This is a genomic window from Pseudomonas inefficax, from assembly GCF_032164165.1.
GTDB lineage: Bacteria > Pseudomonadota > Gammaproteobacteria > Pseudomonadales > Pseudomonadaceae > Aquipseudomonas > Aquipseudomonas inefficax.
The window spans coordinates 2,999,232-3,017,675 of the sequence record NZ_CP134401.1 but is presented as its reverse complement, the minus strand read 5'-3'; the positions used below and the strand labels follow the sequence as shown (position 1 = coordinate 3,017,675).

General features: G+C 61.9%; 15 protein-coding genes and 2 pseudogenes. 5 read left to right on the top strand and 12 right to left on the bottom strand.

The window, feature by feature from the left end; all coding sequences use genetic code 11:
- The first annotated feature begins 130 nt into the window (after positions 1–130).
- Positions 131–1,057: an RHS repeat-associated core domain-containing protein gene (locus RIN61_RS13475; RefSeq protein WP_313852324.1), complete on the top strand. Its 927-nt coding sequence runs from the start codon at positions 131–133 to the stop codon at positions 1,055–1,057.
- 515 nt (positions 1,058–1,572) lie between these two features.
- The gene (locus RIN61_RS13470; RefSeq protein WP_112251432.1) at positions 1,573–1,782 is read left to right on the top strand and encodes a hypothetical protein; all 210 of its coding nucleotides are present in this window, start codon (positions 1,573–1,575) and stop codon (positions 1,780–1,782) included.
- Between the two features lie 42 nt (positions 1,783–1,824).
- On the opposite strand, the gene fdhA is transcribed toward RIN61_RS13470, so the two are convergent.
- The 7 genes from fdhA to RIN61_RS13435 all read right to left on the bottom strand — a co-directional run bounded on the left by fdhA (position 1,825) and on the right by RIN61_RS13435 (position 10,888).
- The gene (gene fdhA / locus RIN61_RS13465; RefSeq protein ID WP_003255673.1) at positions 1,825–3,024 is read right to left on the bottom strand and encodes a formaldehyde dehydrogenase, glutathione-independent; all 1,200 of its coding nucleotides are present in this window, start codon (positions 3,022–3,024) and stop codon (positions 1,825–1,827) included.
- Between the two features lie 305 nt (positions 3,025–3,329).
- Positions 3,330–4,187 carry a formyltetrahydrofolate deformylase gene (purU, locus tag RIN61_RS13460; RefSeq protein WP_112251430.1) on the bottom strand — a complete coding sequence of 286 codons (858 nt, stop codon included), beginning with the start codon at positions 4,185–4,187 and terminating at the stop codon, positions 3,330–3,332.
- A gap of 12 nt (positions 4,188–4,199) precedes the next feature.
- Positions 4,200–4,832 (bottom strand): sarcosine oxidase subunit gamma, encoded by a 633-nt coding sequence (locus RIN61_RS13455; protein ID WP_112251428.1) that lies wholly within the window; start codon positions 4,830–4,832, stop codon positions 4,200–4,202.
- 172 nt (positions 4,833–5,004) lie between these two features.
- Positions 5,005–8,022: a sarcosine oxidase subunit alpha gene (locus RIN61_RS13450; protein WP_112251426.1), complete on the bottom strand. Its 3,018-nt coding sequence runs from the start codon at positions 8,020–8,022 to the stop codon at positions 5,005–5,007.
- Positions 8,019–8,354, bottom strand: a complete 336-nt coding sequence (locus RIN61_RS13445) for a sarcosine oxidase subunit delta (RefSeq protein ID WP_039613194.1) — start codon at positions 8,352–8,354, stop codon at positions 8,019–8,021. Before RIN61_RS13445 ends, RIN61_RS13450 begins: the two co-directional genes overlap by 4 nt.
- Positions 8,355–8,368: 14 nt before the next feature.
- The gene (locus tag RIN61_RS13440) at positions 8,369–9,619 is read right to left on the bottom strand and encodes a sarcosine oxidase subunit beta family protein (RefSeq protein WP_003255680.1); all 1,251 of its coding nucleotides are present in this window, start codon (positions 9,617–9,619) and stop codon (positions 8,369–8,371) included.
- A gap of 15 nt (positions 9,620–9,634) precedes the next feature.
- Positions 9,635–10,888, bottom strand: a complete 1,254-nt coding sequence (locus RIN61_RS13435; RefSeq protein ID WP_003255681.1) for a serine hydroxymethyltransferase — start codon at positions 10,886–10,888, stop codon at positions 9,635–9,637.
- Positions 10,889–11,226: 338 nt separating this feature from the next.
- On the opposite strand from RIN61_RS13435, the gene RIN61_RS13430 reads away from it, so the two are divergent.
- Entirely contained in the window at positions 11,227–12,267 is a 1,041-nt protein-coding gene (locus RIN61_RS13430; protein WP_112251425.1) for a threonine aldolase family protein, read from the top strand.
- A 153-nt stretch (positions 12,268–12,420) separates the two neighbouring features.
- Here RIN61_RS13430 and RIN61_RS26785 read toward each other — a convergent pair whose 3' ends face one another.
- The 4 genes and pseudogenes from RIN61_RS26785 to RIN61_RS13415 all read right to left on the bottom strand — a co-directional run bounded on the left by RIN61_RS26785 (position 12,421) and on the right by RIN61_RS13415 (position 15,066).
- A complete protein-coding gene (locus tag RIN61_RS26785) occupies positions 12,421–13,149 on the bottom strand; it encodes a methyl-accepting chemotaxis protein (RefSeq protein ID WP_370290110.1) in 729 nt (242 codons plus the stop codon).
- A gap of 135 nt (positions 13,150–13,284) precedes the next feature.
- Positions 13,285–14,313: pseudogene (locus RIN61_RS26780) on the bottom strand (HAMP domain-containing protein); the annotation flags it as partial.
- 223 nt (positions 14,314–14,536) lie between these two features.
- The gene (locus RIN61_RS13420) at positions 14,537–14,839 is read right to left on the bottom strand and encodes a cell division protein ZapA (RefSeq protein WP_112251423.1); all 303 of its coding nucleotides are present in this window, start codon (positions 14,837–14,839) and stop codon (positions 14,537–14,539) included.
- Positions 14,836–15,066: a hypothetical protein gene (locus RIN61_RS13415; protein ID WP_025337390.1), complete on the bottom strand. Its 231-nt coding sequence runs from the start codon at positions 15,064–15,066 to the stop codon at positions 14,836–14,838. Before RIN61_RS13415 ends, RIN61_RS13420 begins: the two co-directional genes overlap by 4 nt.
- A 275-nt stretch (positions 15,067–15,341) precedes the next feature.
- On the opposite strand from RIN61_RS13415, the pseudogene RIN61_RS26945 reads away from it, so the two are divergent.
- A pseudogene (locus RIN61_RS26945) lies at positions 15,342–16,112 on the top strand (MCP four helix bundle domain-containing protein); the annotation flags it as partial.
- Positions 16,095–16,967: a methyl-accepting chemotaxis protein gene (locus RIN61_RS26940; RefSeq protein WP_404943662.1), complete on the top strand. Its 873-nt coding sequence runs from the start codon at positions 16,095–16,097 to the stop codon at positions 16,965–16,967. The pseudogene RIN61_RS26945 and the gene RIN61_RS26940, both read left to right, overlap by 18 nt.
- Before the next feature lie 126 nt (positions 16,968–17,093).
- Here the strand turns inward: RIN61_RS26940 and gbcB are convergent, their stop codons facing one another.
- Complete coding sequence (gene gbcB, locus RIN61_RS13405; RefSeq protein ID WP_085626183.1) at positions 17,094–18,194, bottom strand: glycine betaine monooxygenase reductase subunit; 1,101 nt, start codon at positions 18,192–18,194, stop codon at positions 17,094–17,096.
- Between the last annotated feature and the right edge of the window lie 250 nt (positions 18,195–18,444).

The following is an 18,444-nucleotide window of genomic DNA, read 5'->3' as shown; positions in this document are numbered from 1 at the left end:
ACGAGGGGTTTGACTCGTGGGTTGGGGGTTTGTTCCGACCATTCGTTACCTGACAAAACTGCTAGTTGTAGCGGTCGAAAATGTTGGGCACAGTCAAATCAACATCGCACAGTTCCTTGGGTGACAAACCATGACCAACAACGTCGAACCCAGCAACGGAGATGCAGCGGCTACCATCAAGGTGCAGCCAAGCAAGGAGAAAAATGTTAGCCATATGCATTTTTACCAAAATGACTTGCTGACTACCAAAGTTTCTGCGCAGAGGAGTTTTCAACTTCTCCGGATGCAAGACGTGGCATTGGCTCAGCTTGAGCAAAAACAAGCGCCAAAAATGCTGCTCACTGACAGCTCCAAATCTGTTATGGGCATGCCTCCGAACTCGATGACCTATTCGCCCTATGGCTATCTGCACGCAATACATTCAAATGCGCTTCTCGCTTACAACGGGTACGAGTACGACCCAATAACACAGGGGTATCTACTAGGTAACGGCTATAGACTATTTAATTCGTGCCTAATGCGGTTTTGCTGCCAGGATTCTATGAGCCCCTTCGGTAGAGGCGGCTTGAATGCCTACGCATACTGCATAGGCGACCCGGTAAATAACACTGATGCTAATGGGCATTTCAGGATCCCTTTCCTTAAACGGAGCCCAATTTCGAAACTTAGCCACTACACCACCAAAAAACAATTACTGGCAGACAAAGAAATAAAGATCAAAAATAAAATTTCACATTACGAGACGAAAATTCAGGAACTTACCGGCGAGAGAAACCAGTGGCGAACAGCGGCCTTAGACAATAATTACCCTGATCGGCGCGGCAATCGACCCTCAGAGCAAGTAGCAACCCTAAATCACGATATAGGCAGAAATGAAGCCAAACTTAACAAACAGGACAACAAACTGACAAAACTAGAAGCATACATTGAGCGCACCCACGAAAAATTTCTCAACGCCCAGCAATTAGTTGCATCTCAAACACCAGCGACTAATAATGAGCTACCTGGCTATGCAACGCTTACTCAACAGCAGACACAAGTTAGAGCGTCCCCCTAACATCTACTGATTTAGCTATTGCGGCGCGGATCCCATGTCGCTTCTTGATTTACTAGCTGATCTACCTGCTGAAGGCCGTTGCTCCGCAAGGGGCACTAATATTGAGGCTCGGGTGCTCAGCACAACAATCGCTCTCAGAATTTCGGAATTTCCCCCTTACTTGCTGGACGCTTCTGAATTACAGTCCCAAGCCGCTTAAGCCATTGCGATGATCTGGACTGGGCTCTAGTCTCGGACGGTCGCTGCGAAATCAGTGACCGGCTTTGACAGGCCACCTTCGTCAACCACATGACTTTTGCCGCTATCTGGTCGCGCTGGCCAAGGCGCTGATGGATGATGCCGAACTGGGAATGATGCGCTGAGCCTTGTGCTGGCCTCATCGCCGGCAAGCCAGCTCCCACAGAGCCCGCGTGAGCGTCGAAAACTGTTATTTCTGCCAGTATCAAAATCCCTGCGGCTGTTCAGAATGGGCTGCAAGCAGCCCCCATTCATCCAGCACCGCAGGGACTTGAACCATGAGCAAAGCAACGAACGGTACGCTTTTCTTCTACCAGGGCGACAAGCTGATCACTGTGAAACAAGGCGACCAGCAACGCGCCATTTTCCGCAACGGGGCACAACCGCTGGCAGAGCTGAGTACAGACGAAACCCACACCGGAGGCTTGTTGGCCACCGATGACAAAGGCTCTGTCCTTGTCGTGCAGGACGCCGGCGAGCAGCCATAAAAAAGCCCCTCATATCGAGGGGCTCGTTATTACATCACGCGATCACGCCGCGCCCCACATCTTGTGCGGGTCGATCACGAATTTCTTCGGCACACCTGCATCGAACTCGCCATAACCTTCCGGCGCCTGATCCAGGTTGATCACCTGCACACCCACCACTTCAGCGATGTTGATGCGGTCCCACATGATCGCCTGCATCAGCTGGCGGTTGTACTTCATGGTCGGGGTCTGACCAGTGTGGAAGCTGTGCGACTTGGCCCAGCCCAGGCCGAAGCGGATGCTCAGCGCGCCGATCTTGGCGGCGGCATCCACCGCGCCCGGGTCTTCGGTCACGTACAGGCCCGGGATACCGATGTTGCCGGCAACGCGGGTCACCTGCATTAGCGAGTTCAGCACGGTGGCTGGCGCTTCGTGCTTGGCACCTTCGTGGCCATGGCCGCGGGCTTCGAAGCCTACGGCGTCGACGGCACAGTCCACTTCCGGTTCACCGAGGATGTCGACGATCTGCTCGTGCAGCGGGGTGTCCTTGGACAGGTCGACCACTTCGAAGCCCTGGGACTTGGCGTGGGCCAGGCGGGCCGGGTTCAAGTCGCCGACGATGACGCAGGCAGCGCCCAGCAGGCGCGCCGAGGCAGCGGCGGCCAGGCCGACCGGACCAGCGCCAGCCACGTAGACGGTGCTGCCTGGGCCGACGCCAGCAGTCACGGCACCGTGGTAGCCGGTCGGCAAGATGTCGGACAGGCAGGTAAGGTCACGGATCTTCTCCATGGCCTTGTCGCGCTCGGGCAGTTTCAGCAGGTTGAAGTCGGCGTAAGGCACCAGCACGTATTCGGCCTGGCCGCCGGTCCAGTCGCCCATGTCGACGTAACCGTAGGCACCGCCGGCGCGGGCCGGGTTGACGGTGAGGCAGACACCGGTGTGCATTTCCTTGCAGGAGCGGCAGCGGCCACAGGCGACGTTGAATGGCACCGAGACCAGGTCGCCAATCTGCATGCGCTCGACGTCACGGCCCTTCTCGACGATCTCGCCAGTGATTTCGTGGCCCAGGACCAGGCCGACCTGGGCAGTGGTGCGGCCACGGACCATGTGCTGGTCGGAGCCGCAGATGTTGGTGGAGACCACCTTCAGGATCACGCCGTGCTCGATCTTCTTGCCGCGTGGGTCCTGCATTTTCGGGTAGTCGATCTTCTGCACCTCGACCTTGCCGGCGCCGAGATATACCACTCCACGATTGCCAGACATGCTCTTACCTCGCTTGATTTTTATTTATGCAGCGGTGGTTGAACGCGCCGCCTTCCGTGGGCGGCATGTGTTTCTGGAATGAGGGGAATTGTGGGCCTGATAGGGCGGGATGCACTGACTGGGAGCGACAGGGAGATGCCATTTAGCGGCAGGGTTGTCGTTGGAAGATATGGGGGCAAACAAAGGTGGCGGCGTGTGCTGGCCTCTTCGCGGCTGAAGCCGCTCCCACAGGTACTGCGCCAGTCTTTAAACCTGCACAAACTCTGTGGGAGCGGCTTTAGCCGCGAAGAGGCCGGTACAGGTTGTTACAGAACAACGGTCCGGTTGGCGTTGAGGAACACCCGCCGCTCGATGTGATAACCGACAGCCCGCGCCAGGGTCAGGCATTCGATGTCGCGCCCTTTGGCAATCAGGTCTTCGGGGTAATGGCTGTGGTCGACCACTTCCACACCCTGGGCAATGATCGGCCCTTCGTCGAGGTCGTTGTTGATGTAGTGCGCCGTGGCACCGACCATCTTCACGCCTTTGTTGTATGCCTGGTGATAAGGCTTGGCGCCCTTGAACCCTGGCAGCAACGAGTGGTGAATGTTGATCGCCCAACCATCCAGTCGCCGGCACAGCTCTGGCGACAGCACCTGCATATAGCGCGCAAGAATCACCAGCTCGGCGCCGGTTTCCTCGATCACCTGAAGCACCTTGCGCTCTTGCCCAGGCTTGTCCTTGGGGTCGAGGGCGAAGTGGTAGTAAGGGATCTTGTGCCAGTGCGCCAGGGGTTCGAGATCGGGGTGGTTGGACACCACCGCGACCACGTCCATGGCCAGCTGACCGATACGCTGGCGATACAGCAGGTCGTTAAGGCAATGGTCGGCCTTGGACACCATGATCACCACCTTGGGGCGGTGGTTAGGGGCGGTCAGCTCGAAGGTCATGCCGAACGCATTGCTGCGCTCGGCGAGGCCGGCCCGGAAACCTGCCTCGTCGAAATCGTCCGGCTGGCGGAACTCCACGCGAATGAAGAAACGCCCCGACAGCCGGTCATCGAAGGAATGGTGCTCCGTCACGTAGCAGCGCTGCTCGAAGAGGTAACGCGTCACCACGTCGACGGTGCCGAGCATGCTCGGGCAGTCGGCGGTGAGAATCCAGGTATCCGGTGCCCGACTCATGTTCTGCTCTCCTTAAGCCTCGATGCTCAGGCCGTACTCGGCCGAAGCGTCCTGCAGCCACAGCCACCAGTAGTCGGCGAAGCTGCGGCGAATCACCAGCTCCCAGGTGTCTTCGGCGGTGCGGCGGATCACCAGTTGCGACTTGGCGAACACGGTGCCGACTGCCTTGCCCACCGGGAAGTTGTTCGGGTGAACATCATAGCTGGTGGACTTCATCAGCACTTCACGCACGTTCGGGCCGCGCAGTTCCAGCAGGCTCTGCCCGCCGCTGACATTGACCACCTGGATGTGCTGGCCTTCGAGGGCGGCGCGCAGTTTCTGCTCGACCGCCAGCTCCTGGCCGCCTGGCACGATCAGCAGCCACTCGTCTGGGCCGACCCATTGCAGCGACATTTCGTTGTTGGCGACCACCGTCAGAGCCACTGGCAGCTCCAGGCCCAGGGCCTTGTGCACGCCGGCGGCGAATTCCGGGTCGTGGCCGTCGCCACGGAGGGTCAGGTGGCCGAGGAACTTGCGTTCACGCAGGGTCACGCCTGCGTTCTTGCGGCCTTTGCCAACCAGGCTGGCCAGGTCGGCGTGGTGCAGTGGCGACTGGGCCTTGGCCTCGGCGCCGGGGTTTTGCTGGAAGACGTTGATAGCGCTCATTTCTTACCTGCCTTGAATTCTGTAGGTCGCATGCGGTGCTGTGGCTGTTGGTGCACTCTGTGGGAGCGGGTTTACCCGCGAATGCGATGGTGGATTCACCGCCCTCTTCGCGGGTGAACCCGCTCCCACAGGGACCTCATTACCAGTCAGGCACCGTGTGCCATCCGGGGCCTTAGACGTTCTGCCGCTCACCCTTCGGATCGAAGAACACCGAAGACACGATCTCCGCCTCGATCACGCTGCCATCCGCCTGCGGCGAGTAGACGCGCTCGCCCATGCGTTTGAGGCCGCCCTTGACCACACCCATGGCGAACGAATAGCCCAGGGAGTTGGAGGCGTAGCTGGAGGTGACGTGGCCAACCATGTCCATCGGGATCGGCTGCTTCGGATCGAACACCAGCTGGGCGCCTTCCGGCAGCCATTTGGTCGGGTCGATCGGCTTCAGGCCTACCAGCTGCTTGCGGTTCTCGCGCAGGCAGTCTTCGCGGTTCATGCCACGCAGGCCGATCCACGAGAATGGCTTGTTGCGGCCTACGCACCAGCTCATGTTCAGGTCGTCCGGGTTCATCGAACCGTCGGTGTCCTGGCCAACGATGATGAAGCCCTTCTCGGCACGCAGTACGTGCATGGTCTCGGTGCCATACGGGGTCAGGTTGTACTTCTTGCCTGCCTCGATGATCTGTTCCAGTACGCCCATGGCGTAGTTGGCTTGCACGTTGACTTCGTACGACAGCTCGCCGGTGAAGGAAATGCGGAACACGCGGGCAGGTACGCCGCCGACGTTGCCTTCCTTCCAGGTCATGAACGGGAAGGCTTCCTTGTCCATGTCGATGTCGGTCAGCTCGCTGAGCAGCTTGCGGCTGTTGGGGCCGGACAGGGTCATGGTGGCCCAGTGGTCGGTGACCGAAGTGAAGTACACCTTCAGTTCCGGCCATTCGGTCTGGTGGTACAGCTCCATCCACTGCAGTACCCGGGCGGCGCCGCCGGTGGTGGTGGTCATGATGAAGTGGTTATCGCCGACGCAGGCGGTTACACCGTCGTCGAAGACCATGCCGTCTTCCTTGCACATCAGGCCGTAGCGGGCCTTGCCCACGTCGAGCTTGGTCCAGGCGTTGGTGTAGATGCGGTTGAGGAACTCACGCGCATCGGGGCCCTGGATGTCGATCTTGCCCAGGGTCGAAGCGTCCAGCAGGCCCACGCTGTCGCGCACGGCCTTGCATTCACGGGTCACGGCGGCGTGGATGTCTTCACCGGCTTTCGGGAAGTACCAGGGGCGCTTCCACTGGCCGACGTCTTCGAACTCGGCGCCGTTCTTCACGTGCCAGGCATGCAGGGCAGTGAAGCGTACGGGCTCGAACAGGTGACCACAGTGACGGCCCGCTACCGCGCCGAAGGTTACCGGCGTGTAGTTGGGGCGGAACATGGTGGTGCCCATTTCCGGGATAGTGATGCCGATCGAACGGGCGGCGATGGCCAGGCCGTTGATGTTGCCCAGTTTGCCCTGGTCGGTACCGAAGCCCAGCGCGGTGTAGCGTTTTACGTGCTCGACCGACTCGAAGCCTTCGCGGGTGGCCAGTTCGATGGCGGCTGCGGTGACGTCGTTCTGCTGGTCGACGAACTGCTTGGGTGCGCGGGCAGTGCCCTTGTCGTGCGGCACCTGGAACAGCGCCACGGTGGCCTCTTCCTTGCGCGCAACGGTTTTCGGCAGGCTGCCGACGGTGGCCTTGAAGCCCGCTTCGGTGGCTGCGCGAACGCCGCCTTCGAAGCCATCGGCGATCACGTCGCCCAGGGCGTAGACGCCGTTGATGCCACCCACGCATTCGCGTTTCTGCGGAGCATCGCCCGGTACGAAGCCGAGGATGTCTTCACGCCATACCGGGCGACCACCCAGGTGCGAAGCCAGGTGCACGATCGGGCTGTAACCACCGGAGGTAGCGATGAGGTCGCAGTCGAGGGTTTCGCCCGGGCTGGTGACCTTGTGTGCCTGCACGTCGATGGCGGCCACACGGGCGCCGGTAACGTGCTTGGTGCCCTTGGCCTCGATCACGGCGCTGGATGTGAGGATGCGGATGCCTTTGGCACGTGCTTCTTCAACCAGCGAGCCACGCGGGTTGTGGCGAGCGTCGGCAATGGCGACCACTTGCAGGCCGGCATCGTGCCAGTCCAGCGCGGCGCGGTAGGCGTGGTCGTTGTTGGTCGACAGCACCAGCTTGCGGCCCGGGGCCACGCCGTAGCGGCGCACGTAGGTGGAAACTGCACCGGCCAGCATGTTGCCCGGCACGTCGTTGTTGCCGTACACCAGCGGGCGCTCGTGGGCGCCGGCAGCCAGCACCACGCGCTTGGCGCGGACGCGGTGCACGCGGTGGCGCACCTGGCCGATCGGGGCGCGGTCGCCGAGGTGGTCGGTGAGGCGCTCGTGAATGGTCAGGAAGTTATGGTCGTGGTAGCCGTTGACCGTGGCGCGTGGCAGCAGGGTCACTTCCGGCAGGCTTTCCAGCTCCTTGACCACGGCGTTGACCCAGTCGGTGGCAGGCTTGCCGTCGAGGGTTTCGCGGGTGTCGAGCAGGCTGCCGCCGAACTCTTCCTGTTCGTCAGCCAGGATCACGCGGGCACCGCTGCGGGCAGCGGCCAGCGCGGCGGCCAGGCCAGCAGGGCCGGCGCCGACGATCAGCACGTCGCAGTGCTGGTTCATGTAGTCGTAGCTGTCCGGGTCGTTCTGCAGCGGCGCGCGGCCAAGGCCTGCCGCTTTACGGATGTACTTCTCGTAAGTCATCCAGAACGATTTCGGGTACATGAAGGTTTTGTAGTAGAAGCCCGGCGGCATCATGCTGCCGCCAACCTTGCCAAGGATGCCCATGACGTCGTTGTTGACGTTCGGCCAGCCATTGGTGCTGGTGGCTACAAGCCCGGCGTACAGCGCCTGCTGGGTGGCACGCACGTTGGGGATCTGGGTGGCTTCGCTGGAGCCGATCTGCAGGATGGCATTCGGCTCTTCGGTACCGGCGGCGATGATGCCGCGCGGACGCGAGTACTTGAAGCTGCGGCCGACAATGTCGACGCCGTTGGCCAGCAACGCGGCGGCCAGGCTGTCACCGGCATAACCCTGGTAGGTCTTGCCGTTGAAAGTGAAGTTCAGGACCTTGCTGCGGTCGATACGGCCGCCGCTGGCGAGGCGATAGGTCTGGCTCATACTTTTTCCCCTTGGCCTTTGACGGTCGACGCGGCGCTGCTTTGCTTGCCGCTGGCGGTCACTTGCGGCTTCTCGCCAATCTTGTAGGTTTCCAGAATCTCGTAGGTCACGGTGTCACGGGTGACGTTGAAGTACTGGCGGCAGCCGGCAACGTGGTCCCACAGTTCGTGGTGAATACCGCGCGGGTTGTCACGGTAGAACATGTAGGTACCCCACTCCTCGTCGGAGCAGGCGTTGGGGTCCAGCGGGCGGGCGATGTGGGCCTGGCCAGAGGCGTGGAACTCTTCTTCGGAGCGCAGCTCGCCGCAGTGGGGACAGAAAATATGCAACATGACGGTGTCTCCGGTTAGTGGGCGACGGCGGCGGCGCCGTGTTCGTCGATCAGTGCGCCGTTGTAGAAGCGGTCCATGGAGAACGGCGCGGCCAGTGGGTGCATTTCGCCCTTGGCCAGGCTCGCGGCGAAGACGTTGCCCGAACCCGGGGTCGCCTTGAAGCCGCCAGTACCCCAGCCGCAGTTGAAGAACATGTTCTTGACCGGGGTCTTGGTGATGATCGGGCAAGCGTCCGGCGAGGTATCGACGATGCCGCCCCACTGACGGTTCATGCGCACGCGCGAGAGGTTGGGGAACATCTCGACGATGGCCTGCAGGGTGTGCTCGATCACCGGGTACGAACCGCGCTGGCCGTAGCCGACCCAACCGTCGATACCGGCACCGATCACCAGGTCGCCCTTGTCGGACTGGCTGATATAGCCGTGCACGGCGTTGGACATGATCACGCTGTCGATGATCGGCTTGATCGGCTCGGATACCAGTGCTTGCAGCGGGTGCGATTCCAGCGGCAGGCGGAAGCCGGCCAGCTTGGCCATGTGCCCGGAGTTACCGGCGGTGACCACGCCGACGCGCTTGGCGCCGATGAAGCCTTTGTTGGTTTCCACGCCGATGACCGCGCCGTTTTCCTTGCGGAAGCCGATTACTTCGGTCTGCTGGATCAGGTCCACGCCCAGGGCGTCGGCGGCACGGGCGAAGCCCCAGGCTACGGCGTCGTGACGGGCCACGCCGCCACGGCGCTGCACGGTGGCACCGAGGATCGGGTAGCGGGTGTTCTTCGAGCAATCCAGGTACGGGATCTCGGCTGCGACCTGGGCGGTGTTGAGCAGCTCGCCGTCCACGCCGTTCAGGCGGTTGGCGCTGACCCGGCGCTCGGAGTCACGCATGTCCTGCAGGGTGTGGCACAGGTTGTACACGCCGCGCTGGGAGAACATCACGTTGTAGTTGAGGTCCTGGGACAGGCCCTCCCACAGCTTCATGGCGTGCTCATACAGGTGCGCCGACTCGTCCCACAGGTAGTTGGAACGCACGATGGTGGTGTTACGGGCGGTGTTGCCGCCGCCCAGGTAGCCTTTCTCGATCACGGCAACGTTGGTGATGCCGTGTTCTTTGGCCAGGTAGTAGGCGGTTGCCAGGCCATGGCCGCCACCGCCGACGATGACCACGTCGTAGACCTTTTTAGGGGTTGGCGTGCGCCACATGCGCTGCCAGTTCTCGTGGTGGCTGAGGGAGTGCTTGAAAAGGCCGAAGCCCGAGTAACGTTGCATGGTGTGTGACTCCACTCAGCGGTAAACAGGGAAATCTGCGCACAGGGCCGCGACGTTCTTCGCCACATCGGCTTCGACGTCTGCGTCACCGAGGTTGTCGAGGATGTCGCAGATCCAGCCGGCCAGGGCTACACATTGCGCGACCTTGAAGCCACGGGTGGTAACGGCCGGGGTGCCGATGCGCAGGCCCGAAGTGACGAATGGCGACTGTGGGTCATTCGGCACGGCGTTCTTGTTGACGGTGATGTGCGCGCGGCCCAGGGCGGCGTCGGCATCTTTGCCGGTGAGGCCCTGGCGGATCAGGCTGACCAGGAACAGGTGGTTGTCGGTGCCACCGGAAACCACGTCGTAGCCGCGGTCGATGAACACCTGGGCCATGGCCTGGGCGTTTTCGATCACTTGTTGCTGGTAGGCCTTGAATCCAGGCTCCAGCGCTTCCTTGAAGCACACGGCCTTGGCGGCGATCACGTGCATCAGCGGCCCGCCCTGGGCACCAGGGAACACCGCAGCGTTCAGCTTCTTCTCGATCTCTTCGTTCGACTTGGCCAGGATCAGGCCGCCACGTGGGCCGCGCAGGGTCTTGTGGGTGGTGGTGGTAACCACATCGGCGAACGGGATCGGGTTCGGGTACAGGCCAGCGGCAACCAGGCCGGCTACGTGGGCCATGTCGACGAACAGCAGCGCACCGACCTTGTCGGCGATGGCGCGGAAGCGTGGGAAGTCGAGGGTCTTGGAGTAGGCCGAGAAGCCGGCAACGATCATTTTCGGCTTGTGCTCGACAGCCAGGCGCTCGACTTCGTCGTAGTCGATCAGGCCAGTGTTGGTGTCGATGCCGTATTGCACAGCGTTGTACAGTTTGCCCGAGGACGACACCTTGGCGCCGTGGGTCAGGTGGCCGCCGTGAGCCAGGCTCATGCCGAGGATGGTGTCACCAGCCTGCAGCAGGGCCAGGTAGACAGCGCCGTTGGCCGAGGAGCCGGAGTGCGGCTGGACGTTGGCGTAGTCGGCACCGAACAGCTGCTTGGCGCGCTCGATGGCCAGGGCCTCGACCTTGTCCACGTGCTCGCAGCCACCGTAGTAGCGCTTGCCCGGGTAGCCTTCGGCGTACTTGTTGGTCAGGCCGCTGCCTTGGGCCTGCATCACGCGCTTGGAGGTGTAGTTTTCCGAGGCGATCAGCTCGATGTGGTCTTCCTGGCGCTGTTCTTCGGCATTCATCGCCGCCAGCAGTGCATCGTCGTAACCCTGGATCTGGTCTTGCTTGCTGAACATCGTGTATCTCCCGGCAGCGATCATTTCTTGTCTTGGGGCACTGTGGCCCTTTGTGGCGATGTTATGACTGGCCGGGACGGGTCAGATGCCTGCGCACGCCTTGCAATGGCGCGTTTACGACATTGGCATTTGTGTTGACCATGCCGGCCCTTTCGCGGGTGAACCCGCTCCCACAGGTACGGCGATGCTTTAATGCTTGTAATGTCCCTGTGGGAGCGGCTTTAGCCGCGAAGAGGCGAGTACAGGCAATGCCGAAATCAAACGATCCACAGCTTGTATAGGCAACCGCTGAATCGATGGTTTACAGTGCTGTTCTGCGTCGTTCACAGGACAGTGCCATGACAGACAAGAGCCAACAATTCGCCAGCGACAACTATTCCGGTATCTGCCCCGAAGCCTGGGCGGCGATGGAAAAAGCCAACCATGGCCACGACCGCGCCTACGGCGACGACCAGTGGACCGAACGCGCCGCGGAATACTTCCGCAAGCTGTTCGAAACCGACTGCGAGGTGTTCTTCGCCTTCAATGGCACCGCCGCCAACTCCCTGGCCCTGGCCTCACTGTGCCAGAGCTACCACAGTGTGATCTGCTCCGAGACCGCCCACGTCGAAACCGATGAGTGCGGCGCGCCAGAGTTCTTCTCCAACGGCTCCAAGCTGCTGACCGCGCCCAGCGTCAACGGCAAGCTGACGCCGCAGTCGATCCGCGAAGTGGCGCTGAAGCGCCAGGACATCCACTACCCCAAGCCACGGGTGGTGACCCTGACCCAGGCCACCGAGGTCGGGACCATCTACCGCCCCGATGAGCTCAAGGCGATCAGCGCCACCTGCAAGGAGCTGGGCCTGAACCTGCACATGGACGGCGCACGCTTCAGCAATGCCTGCTCGTTCCTGGGCTGCAGCCCGGCAGAGCTGACCTGGAAGGCCGGCGTCGACGTGCTGTGCTTCGGTGGCACCAAGAACGGCATGGCGGTGGGCGAGGCGATCCTGTTCTTCAACCGCCAGCTGGCCGAGGACTTCGACTACCGCTGCAAGCAGGCCGGGCAACTGGCATCGAAGATGCGCTTCCTGTCGGCGCCTTGGGTAGGCCTGCTGGAAGATGGCGCCTGGCTGCGCCATGGCGCGCATGCCAACCATTGTGCGCAGCTGCTCGCCTCGCTGGTGAGTGACTTGCCGGGGGTGGAGCTGATGTTCCCGGTGGAGGCCAACGGGGTGTTCTTGCAGATGCCGGAGCACGCGATCGAAGCGCTGCGCGGCAGAGGGTGGCGGTTCTATACCTTCATTGGTAGCGGCGGGGCGCGGTTCATGTGCTCGTGGGATACCGAGGAAGAGCGGGTGCGCGAACTGGCGGCGGATATCCGCGCCATCATCGGCGCCTGACAGGCCGCATTCGCGGGTAAACCCGCTCCCACAGGGATCGCGCAGGTTTCAAGGCCTGAGGTGAGCCTGTGGGAGCTACAGATACAGCTCTGCCCTCAAAAGCAATGATGAACCTGTGGGAGCGGGTTTACCCGCGAAGAAGCCAACACTGATCTAAAGCCTGAACCCGCCCATCTGCCGCGCCAGGTCATCCGCCAGGCCACGCAGCGCCTGGCACTCTTCGCGGCACCCCTGCACCTCTGCCGCCGTCTCCCGCGCCAGGTCGGAAATCCCCTGCACCGTACGGTTGATCTCCTCGGTCACCGCCGATTGCTCTTCGGTCGCAGTAGCCACCTGATGGTTCATGTCGCTGATGTGCTCCACCTGGTCGGTAATCGCGCCCAACGACGCCCCGGTACGCTGGCTCGACTCCACGCCACTGCCGGTAGCCTGCTGCCCCGCCTGCATCGAACTCACCGCCGAACCCGCGCCCTGCTTCAAGCGCTGGATCATCTGCTGCACTTCGTCGGTGGACAGCTGCGTGCGCCGGGCCAAAGTACGCACCTCATCAGCCACCACGGCAAATCCACGCCCCATCTCCCCTGCCCTGGCCGCCTCGATGGCGGCATTCAGCGCCAGCAGGTTGGTCTGTTCGGAAATACTACGAATCACCGCGAGAACTTCGTCGATCGAGGCCACTTCATCAGCCAACTGGCTGACTGCATCGGCCGCCTTGCCGATATCACCCGACATCCCCTCGATACCCCGGATCGAGCGTTGCACCACTTCACGCGCCTGCAAGGCTTCCTCCCGCGCCGACTGCGAGGCCTGGGCCGCATCGCCGGCATTGCGGGCAATGTCCTGCACGGTCAAACCCATTTCGTGCACGGCGGTAGCGACCATTTCGGTCATTTCCTGCTGGCGTCCGGAACGCTCGGCGGTGTTGTCCACCACCTGTGTCACCTGCTCGACCGCCAGGTGCAGCCGCTCGGAAGTGTGCAGTACCTCGCCGATCAAGCGGCGCTGGCTGTCGAGGAAACGGTTGAAGCCACGCGCCAGGTCACCCAGTTCGTCCTGGCGTGAATCGTCCAGCCGGTGGCTGAGGTCACCCGCGCCGCTGCCAATCTGCACCAGCGCCGCTGTGACGCGGCGGATCGGCCGCACCAAGCCACGCGCCAGCAGCACCACCAGCAGCAGCGACACCAGGGCCACGGCTCCACCGATCAGACTTGTCAGCCATACCGCCTGATGCATTTGCGCGTAGATTTCCTCCTCGGGCACCTCGGCCACCAAGGTCCAGTTGAGGTCGCGCAGCGGCAGGCCGAGCGCCAGGTAGCTTTCGTCGTCACGGCTGAAGCGGCTGCTGCGCAGGCCTTCGCCGCCGGTCATCAGCGCCTTGGCGGCATCCGCGCCAAGCTGTTCCGTGAGCTGGCGTTTGCCGCTGAAGGCAGCATCCGGATGAACCTGGATCAGGCCATCGTTACGCACCAGGAACACCTTGCCGTGCTCGCCAAACTTAAAGTCATGGATCAGTTTCGACAGCTCGGTCATGCGCAGGCCCATGCCGGCCACACCGACCAGTTGGCCGTTCTTTTCCACGCGATAGTCGATGAACAGGGCGAGCTCGCCGGTAGCACCGTCGATATCGATGTTGATCAGGCGTTCGGCGCCGCTGTCGATGTAGCCGTAGAACCATTTGTCCTTGGGATTGCTGCGGCTGAGGGTACGGTCCAGGCCATTCTCGTTGTAGTAGCGGCCGGTTTCGGTCGAGACGAATAAAGTGGTGAAGGCCTGGTTGCGCTGCTTGGCGGCGGTCAGGTATTCGATGAATGGTGCGACCTGCGCGGGGTCTTCGCCGGCGGCTAGCCAGTCGCGCAGCAGGGTGTTGCCGGCGATGTCCGCCGCCGCCACCAGCGGCTGGCCAAACATGCGCTCGATGTCGTTGCGGATGGCCTCGATGCTGGCGGGCAGGGCCGTGTCGACCAGGTAGCGCTCGGTGAGGCGGTTGAGCGCCACCGTGAAAATGATGACCACCACCAGGATACTCGCCAGCAGGGCAGCGCCCATGCTGGTGATCAACTGCCACTGGATGCTCTTGCGCCAGATACGCATGCCCTACTCCCCGCATAATTATTGTTTTGCGGAAAGTGTATACACTTGCGTATCCAGTTAATCCAGTGGTCTGAAGCAATCATATGCCCTGTGGGAGCGGGTTTACCCGCGAATGCGATGCTGAATGCACTGACGCATTCGCGGGTGAACCCGCTCCCACAGAGGTCGATGCAAGGCCTTATTGTTCGGCTATGGTCCGCACGATGGCGTCCACCGTGGCGTCGATCTGCGCCTGGGTACGCTCCAACGTCTTGCGGTGCTCATCCTGTAGTTCGATCTGCCGCGAACACAGGTTCAGCGCGGCCAGTACCAGCAACTTGTCGCCGATCAGGGTCGGGTACTGACGCTTGGTCTGGGCCAGGGCGGTGTTGAGCATCTGCACCGCCTGGGCCAGGGTCGCTTCCTGGCCTTCAGGCGCCTTGATCGAATAGTCGTTGCCGAGGATCGACACGACATTGATCGGCTGCGCTTGCAGTGTCATGCGCCTACGACGCCGGCGTTGGCGCGCTCGAGCAGGGCCTGCAGGCGTGCGGCGGTGCTGCCGTTCTTCTCTTCCTGCTCCATCAGCGACAGCTGCAGGGTTTCGTTCTCTTCCTTGGCCTGGGCCAGTTCCTGGCCGAGGGCGGTGTTCTGCTCGGTGAGTTGAGCGTTCTTCTGCATCAGGTCGCTGACCAGTTGCTCGATTTGGTTAAGGGAAGCTTCCAGCATGGGTCTATCTCAGGTTGTTGCGAGGGGCGCACACGATAAAGAAAAGTGCGGCCCATCGCCATTAAATATCGGATTCACGAGGTGTCTAACCCGCAGATTGACAGAGGAACCACCCCCTTGTTCCGACCTGGGTCAACCGCCGGTCAGGAAAAGGTTAGCAACCTCACAATTTTCGCCAATAGCACTCAAGACTGAGCAGTCACAACCGATAGCCCGGCAAGTCATGTTTTGTCGCACTTGCGCACCATTTTTCCCTTGCCTGGATCGTCCCCTCCATGTCTCTACGCAATATGAACATCGCCCCGCGCGCGCTGCTCGGCTTCGCGCTCATCGGCCTGCTGATGCTTGGCCTCGGTATCTTCTCGCTCATCCAGATGGGCAACATCCGCCAGGCCGGCGTCGTAATCGAACAGGTCAGCGTGCCCAGCATCAAGATCCTCGACGAGCTCACCGCCCTGAACCTGCGCATGCGCACCCTCTCCTATCGCCTGCTGCTCAACCGCGAGCCGGCAACCCAGCGCGAGACCCTTAGCCTGCTGGACGAGCGCAACAGCCAGATCGACCGTGCACGCCAGGCCTACCTGCCGATGATCGGCGCCGCCGACGAGCAAGCTGCGTTCGACCAGTACGGCCTGTTGCTCAACCAGTACCGCCAGCTTGAGTCGCGCTTGCGCAGCCTGAGCCAGGCCGACCGCGTCGACGAACTGCGCGACCTGCTCAACCGCGACCTGCTGGCCAACTCCGAACAGATCAACAAGGTCATGGACACCTTGGTGCGCATCAACACCGACCAGACCCGCGCCACCAACGAGAAGGCTGCCAACCAGTATGCCGCTGCCTTCGCCCTGGTGATCGGCCTGCTGGTCGCCGCCACCGTGCTGACTTTCGTCTGCGCCTTCCTGCTGACCCGCAGCATCGTCAAACCGATTGAAGAAGCACTCAAAAGCGCCGAACAGGTCGCCGACGGAGACCTGACCCACATCATCCGCGCCGAAGGCACCGATGAAGCCGCGCGCCTGCTGCGCGCCATGGCCCGCATGCAGGACAAGCTTCGCGACACCCTGCAACAGATCGCGGGCTCCGCTACCCAGCTGGCCTCGGCGGCCGAAGAATTGAATGCCGTCACCGACGAAAGTGCCCGTGGCCTGCAGCAGCAGAACAACGAGATCGAGCAGGCTGCCACTGCGGTGACTGAAATGACCAGCGCTGTGGAAGAAGTGGCGCGCAATGCCGTAAGCACCTCGGAAGCGTCCAGTGAAGCCAGCCGCTCCACCGGCGATGGGCGTGACCTGGTAATGGAGACCGTGGGTGCCATCGAGCGCATGAGCGGCGATGTGCAGGCCACTGCCAAACTGATTACTCACCTGGCCGAACAGTCGCGCGATATTGGCAAGGTGCTGGACGTGATCCGTGGCCTGGCCGACCAGACCAACCTGCTGGCGCTGAACGCCGCCATCGAGGCGGCACGTGCCGGTGAGGCGGGCCGTGGTTTTGCCGTGGTGGCCGATGAGGTGCGGGCGCTGGCTCATCGTACCCAGCAGTCGACCAGTGAGATCGAGCGGATGATCGGCAGTATTCAGGGGGGTACGGAAGAAGCGGTGGAATCGATGCGCACCAGCACCGAGCGCGCCGAATCCACACTGAACATTGCACGTGGCGCAGGTATGGCGCTGGACACCATCGCCGGGGCGGTGGCGCAGATCAACGAGCGTAACCTGGTGATTGCCAGCGCGGCGGAAGAGCAGGCGCAGGTGGCGCGGGAAGTGGATCGCAACCTGGTGAACATCAATGATCTGTCGGTGCAAAGTGCTACCGGGGCGCATCAGACCAGTGCGGCGAGTGCGGAGTTGTCGCGCCTTGCTGTAGACCTCAACGGCCTCGTAGCCCGTTTCCGCACCTGAAGAAGCTGGGGCCGCTTTGCGGCCCATCGCCGGCAAGCGCGGCTCCCACACCGGCCGCAAGCGCAGTACCTGTGGGAGCCGCGCTTGCCGGCGATGGGCTGCAAGGCAGCCCCCTGCATAGCCGGATCAGTAATCGATCCGCACATCCCCTTTCGGCACGCTGCAGCACGACAGGATGTAGCCCTCGGCTTCGTCTTCTTCGGTAATGCCGCCGTTGTGTTCCATCTCCACTTCGCCGCCCAGCTTGAGCACCTTGCAGGTGCCGCAGATACCCATGCCACAGGCTTTCGGGATCATCAGGCCAACCTTGGCAGCCGCCGCGTGCACGGTCTCGCCCGGGGCGATGCGGATGCTCTTCTCGCTGCCGATGAACTCCACCAGGTTGAGATCGGCCGCATCCAGCTCCGGTGCGTCGGCCGCCTGCTCGGCATGCTCCACCGCATCGGCCTTGGCCTCGGGCGGCGTCGCACCGAACGATTCCTCGTGATAGTTCTTCATGTCGAAGCCGACCGCTTCGAGCATGCGCTTGACCGCGCTCATGTAGGGTGTCGGGCCGCAGCAGAACACCGTGCGCTCCATGTAGTCCGGCGCGATCAGCTCCATCAGGCGCTGGTTGAGGTAGCCGCGATAACCCGCCCAAGGCTCACCCAGGCCATGCTTTTCACAAATGATGTGCAGGCTGAAGTTGGGGATGCGCGAGGCCATCTGCTCCAGCTCGCGGTGGTAGATGATGTCCTTCGGCGAACGGGCGCTGTGCACGAAGACCATGTCGACATTGCCGTTGGTATCGTAGAACCAGCGGGCCATCGACATCACTGGCGTAATACCGACACCGCCGGAAAGGTACAGCACCTTCTGCGCCGGGAAATCGATGGCGTTGAACAGCCCCACCGGGCCGTGCACCGGCAGCTCGGCACCTTCGTGCATGGTGTCGTGCAGGAAGTTGGAAACCAGGCCACCCGGCACGCGCTTGACGGTGATCGAGAAGCTGTACGGCACCGACGGCGAACTGGAAATGGTGTAGGAGCGCATCACCGGCTTGCCTTCGATCTCAAGCTCCAGGGTGACGAACTGCCCTGGCTTGAAGAAGAACATGATCGGTTGGTCGGCCATGAAGCAGAACGTGCGCACGTCCCAGGTCTCCTGGATGACCTTGACGCAGCGCACGATGTGGCGGCCGTTGGCCCAGGTCTGGGTAGTGACCGGATTGAGGAAGGTATCGGACATGTTCATCTCCAGCAGCCGACTATTGGCCTTTTTATGGCTTGGATAATGCGCAAGCTGAAGACGACGTACATTCCTGCCTGCGACATCGGCGTGCTTATCGCGACCAGCCCCGCGCTGCAAGGGCTGGCGCGTCGTAATTCAAATCGGCCATGTCGCCCATGGATACGGTTCATGACGCCTTCGGACGCACACTCCACGGCAAAACAACCAGCTGTTTCTTGATAAGCAGCCTTGCGGCACCACAACAACG

Bases quoted from the DNA above. Each gene is read 5' to 3' on its own strand.
- RIN61_RS13450 (WP_112251426.1), bottom strand. From the start codon at position 8,022: ATGAGCCAGACCTATCGCCTCGCCAGCGGCGGCCGTATCGACCGCAGC.
- RIN61_RS13415 (WP_025337390.1), bottom strand. From the start codon at position 15,066: ATGCTGGAAGCTTCCCTTAACCAAATCGAGCAACTGGTCAGCGACCTG.
- RIN61_RS13440 (WP_003255680.1), bottom strand. From the start codon at position 9,619: ATGCAACGTTACTCGGGCTTCGGCCTTTTCAAGCACTCCCTCAGCCAC.
- RIN61_RS26785 (WP_370290110.1), bottom strand. From the start codon at position 13,149: ATGGTCGCTACCGCCGTGCACGAAATGGGTTTGACCGTGCAGGACATT.
- fdhA (WP_003255673.1), bottom strand. From the start codon at position 3,024: ATGTCTGGCAATCGTGGAGTGGTATATCTCGGCGCCGGCAAGGTCGAG.
- RIN61_RS13420 (WP_112251423.1), bottom strand. From the start codon at position 14,839: ATGACACTGCAAGCGCAGCCGATCAATGTCGTGTCGATCCTCGGCAAC.
- RIN61_RS26940 (WP_404943662.1), top strand. From the start codon at position 16,095: ATGGCCCGCATGCAGGACAAGCTTCGCGACACCCTGCAACAGATCGCG.
- RIN61_RS13445 (WP_039613194.1), bottom strand. From the start codon at position 8,354: ATGTTGCATATTTTCTGTCCCCACTGCGGCGAGCTGCGCTCCGAAGAA.
- RIN61_RS13435 (WP_003255681.1), bottom strand. From the start codon at position 10,888: ATGTTCAGCAAGCAAGACCAGATCCAGGGTTACGACGATGCACTGCTG.
- RIN61_RS13470 (WP_112251432.1), top strand. From the start codon at position 1,573: ATGAGCAAAGCAACGAACGGTACGCTTTTCTTCTACCAGGGCGACAAG.
- gbcB (WP_085626183.1), bottom strand. From the start codon at position 18,194: ATGTCCGATACCTTCCTCAATCCGGTCACTACCCAGACCTGGGCCAAC.
- RIN61_RS13475 (WP_313852324.1), top strand. From the start codon at position 131: ATGACCAACAACGTCGAACCCAGCAACGGAGATGCAGCGGCTACCATC.
- RIN61_RS13455 (WP_112251428.1), bottom strand. From the start codon at position 4,832: ATGAGCGCTATCAACGTCTTCCAGCAAAACCCCGGCGCCGAGGCCAAG.
- purU (WP_112251430.1), bottom strand. From the start codon at position 4,187: ATGAGTCGGGCACCGGATACCTGGATTCTCACCGCCGACTGCCCGAGC.
- RIN61_RS13430 (WP_112251425.1), top strand. From the start codon at position 11,227: ATGACAGACAAGAGCCAACAATTCGCCAGCGACAACTATTCCGGTATC.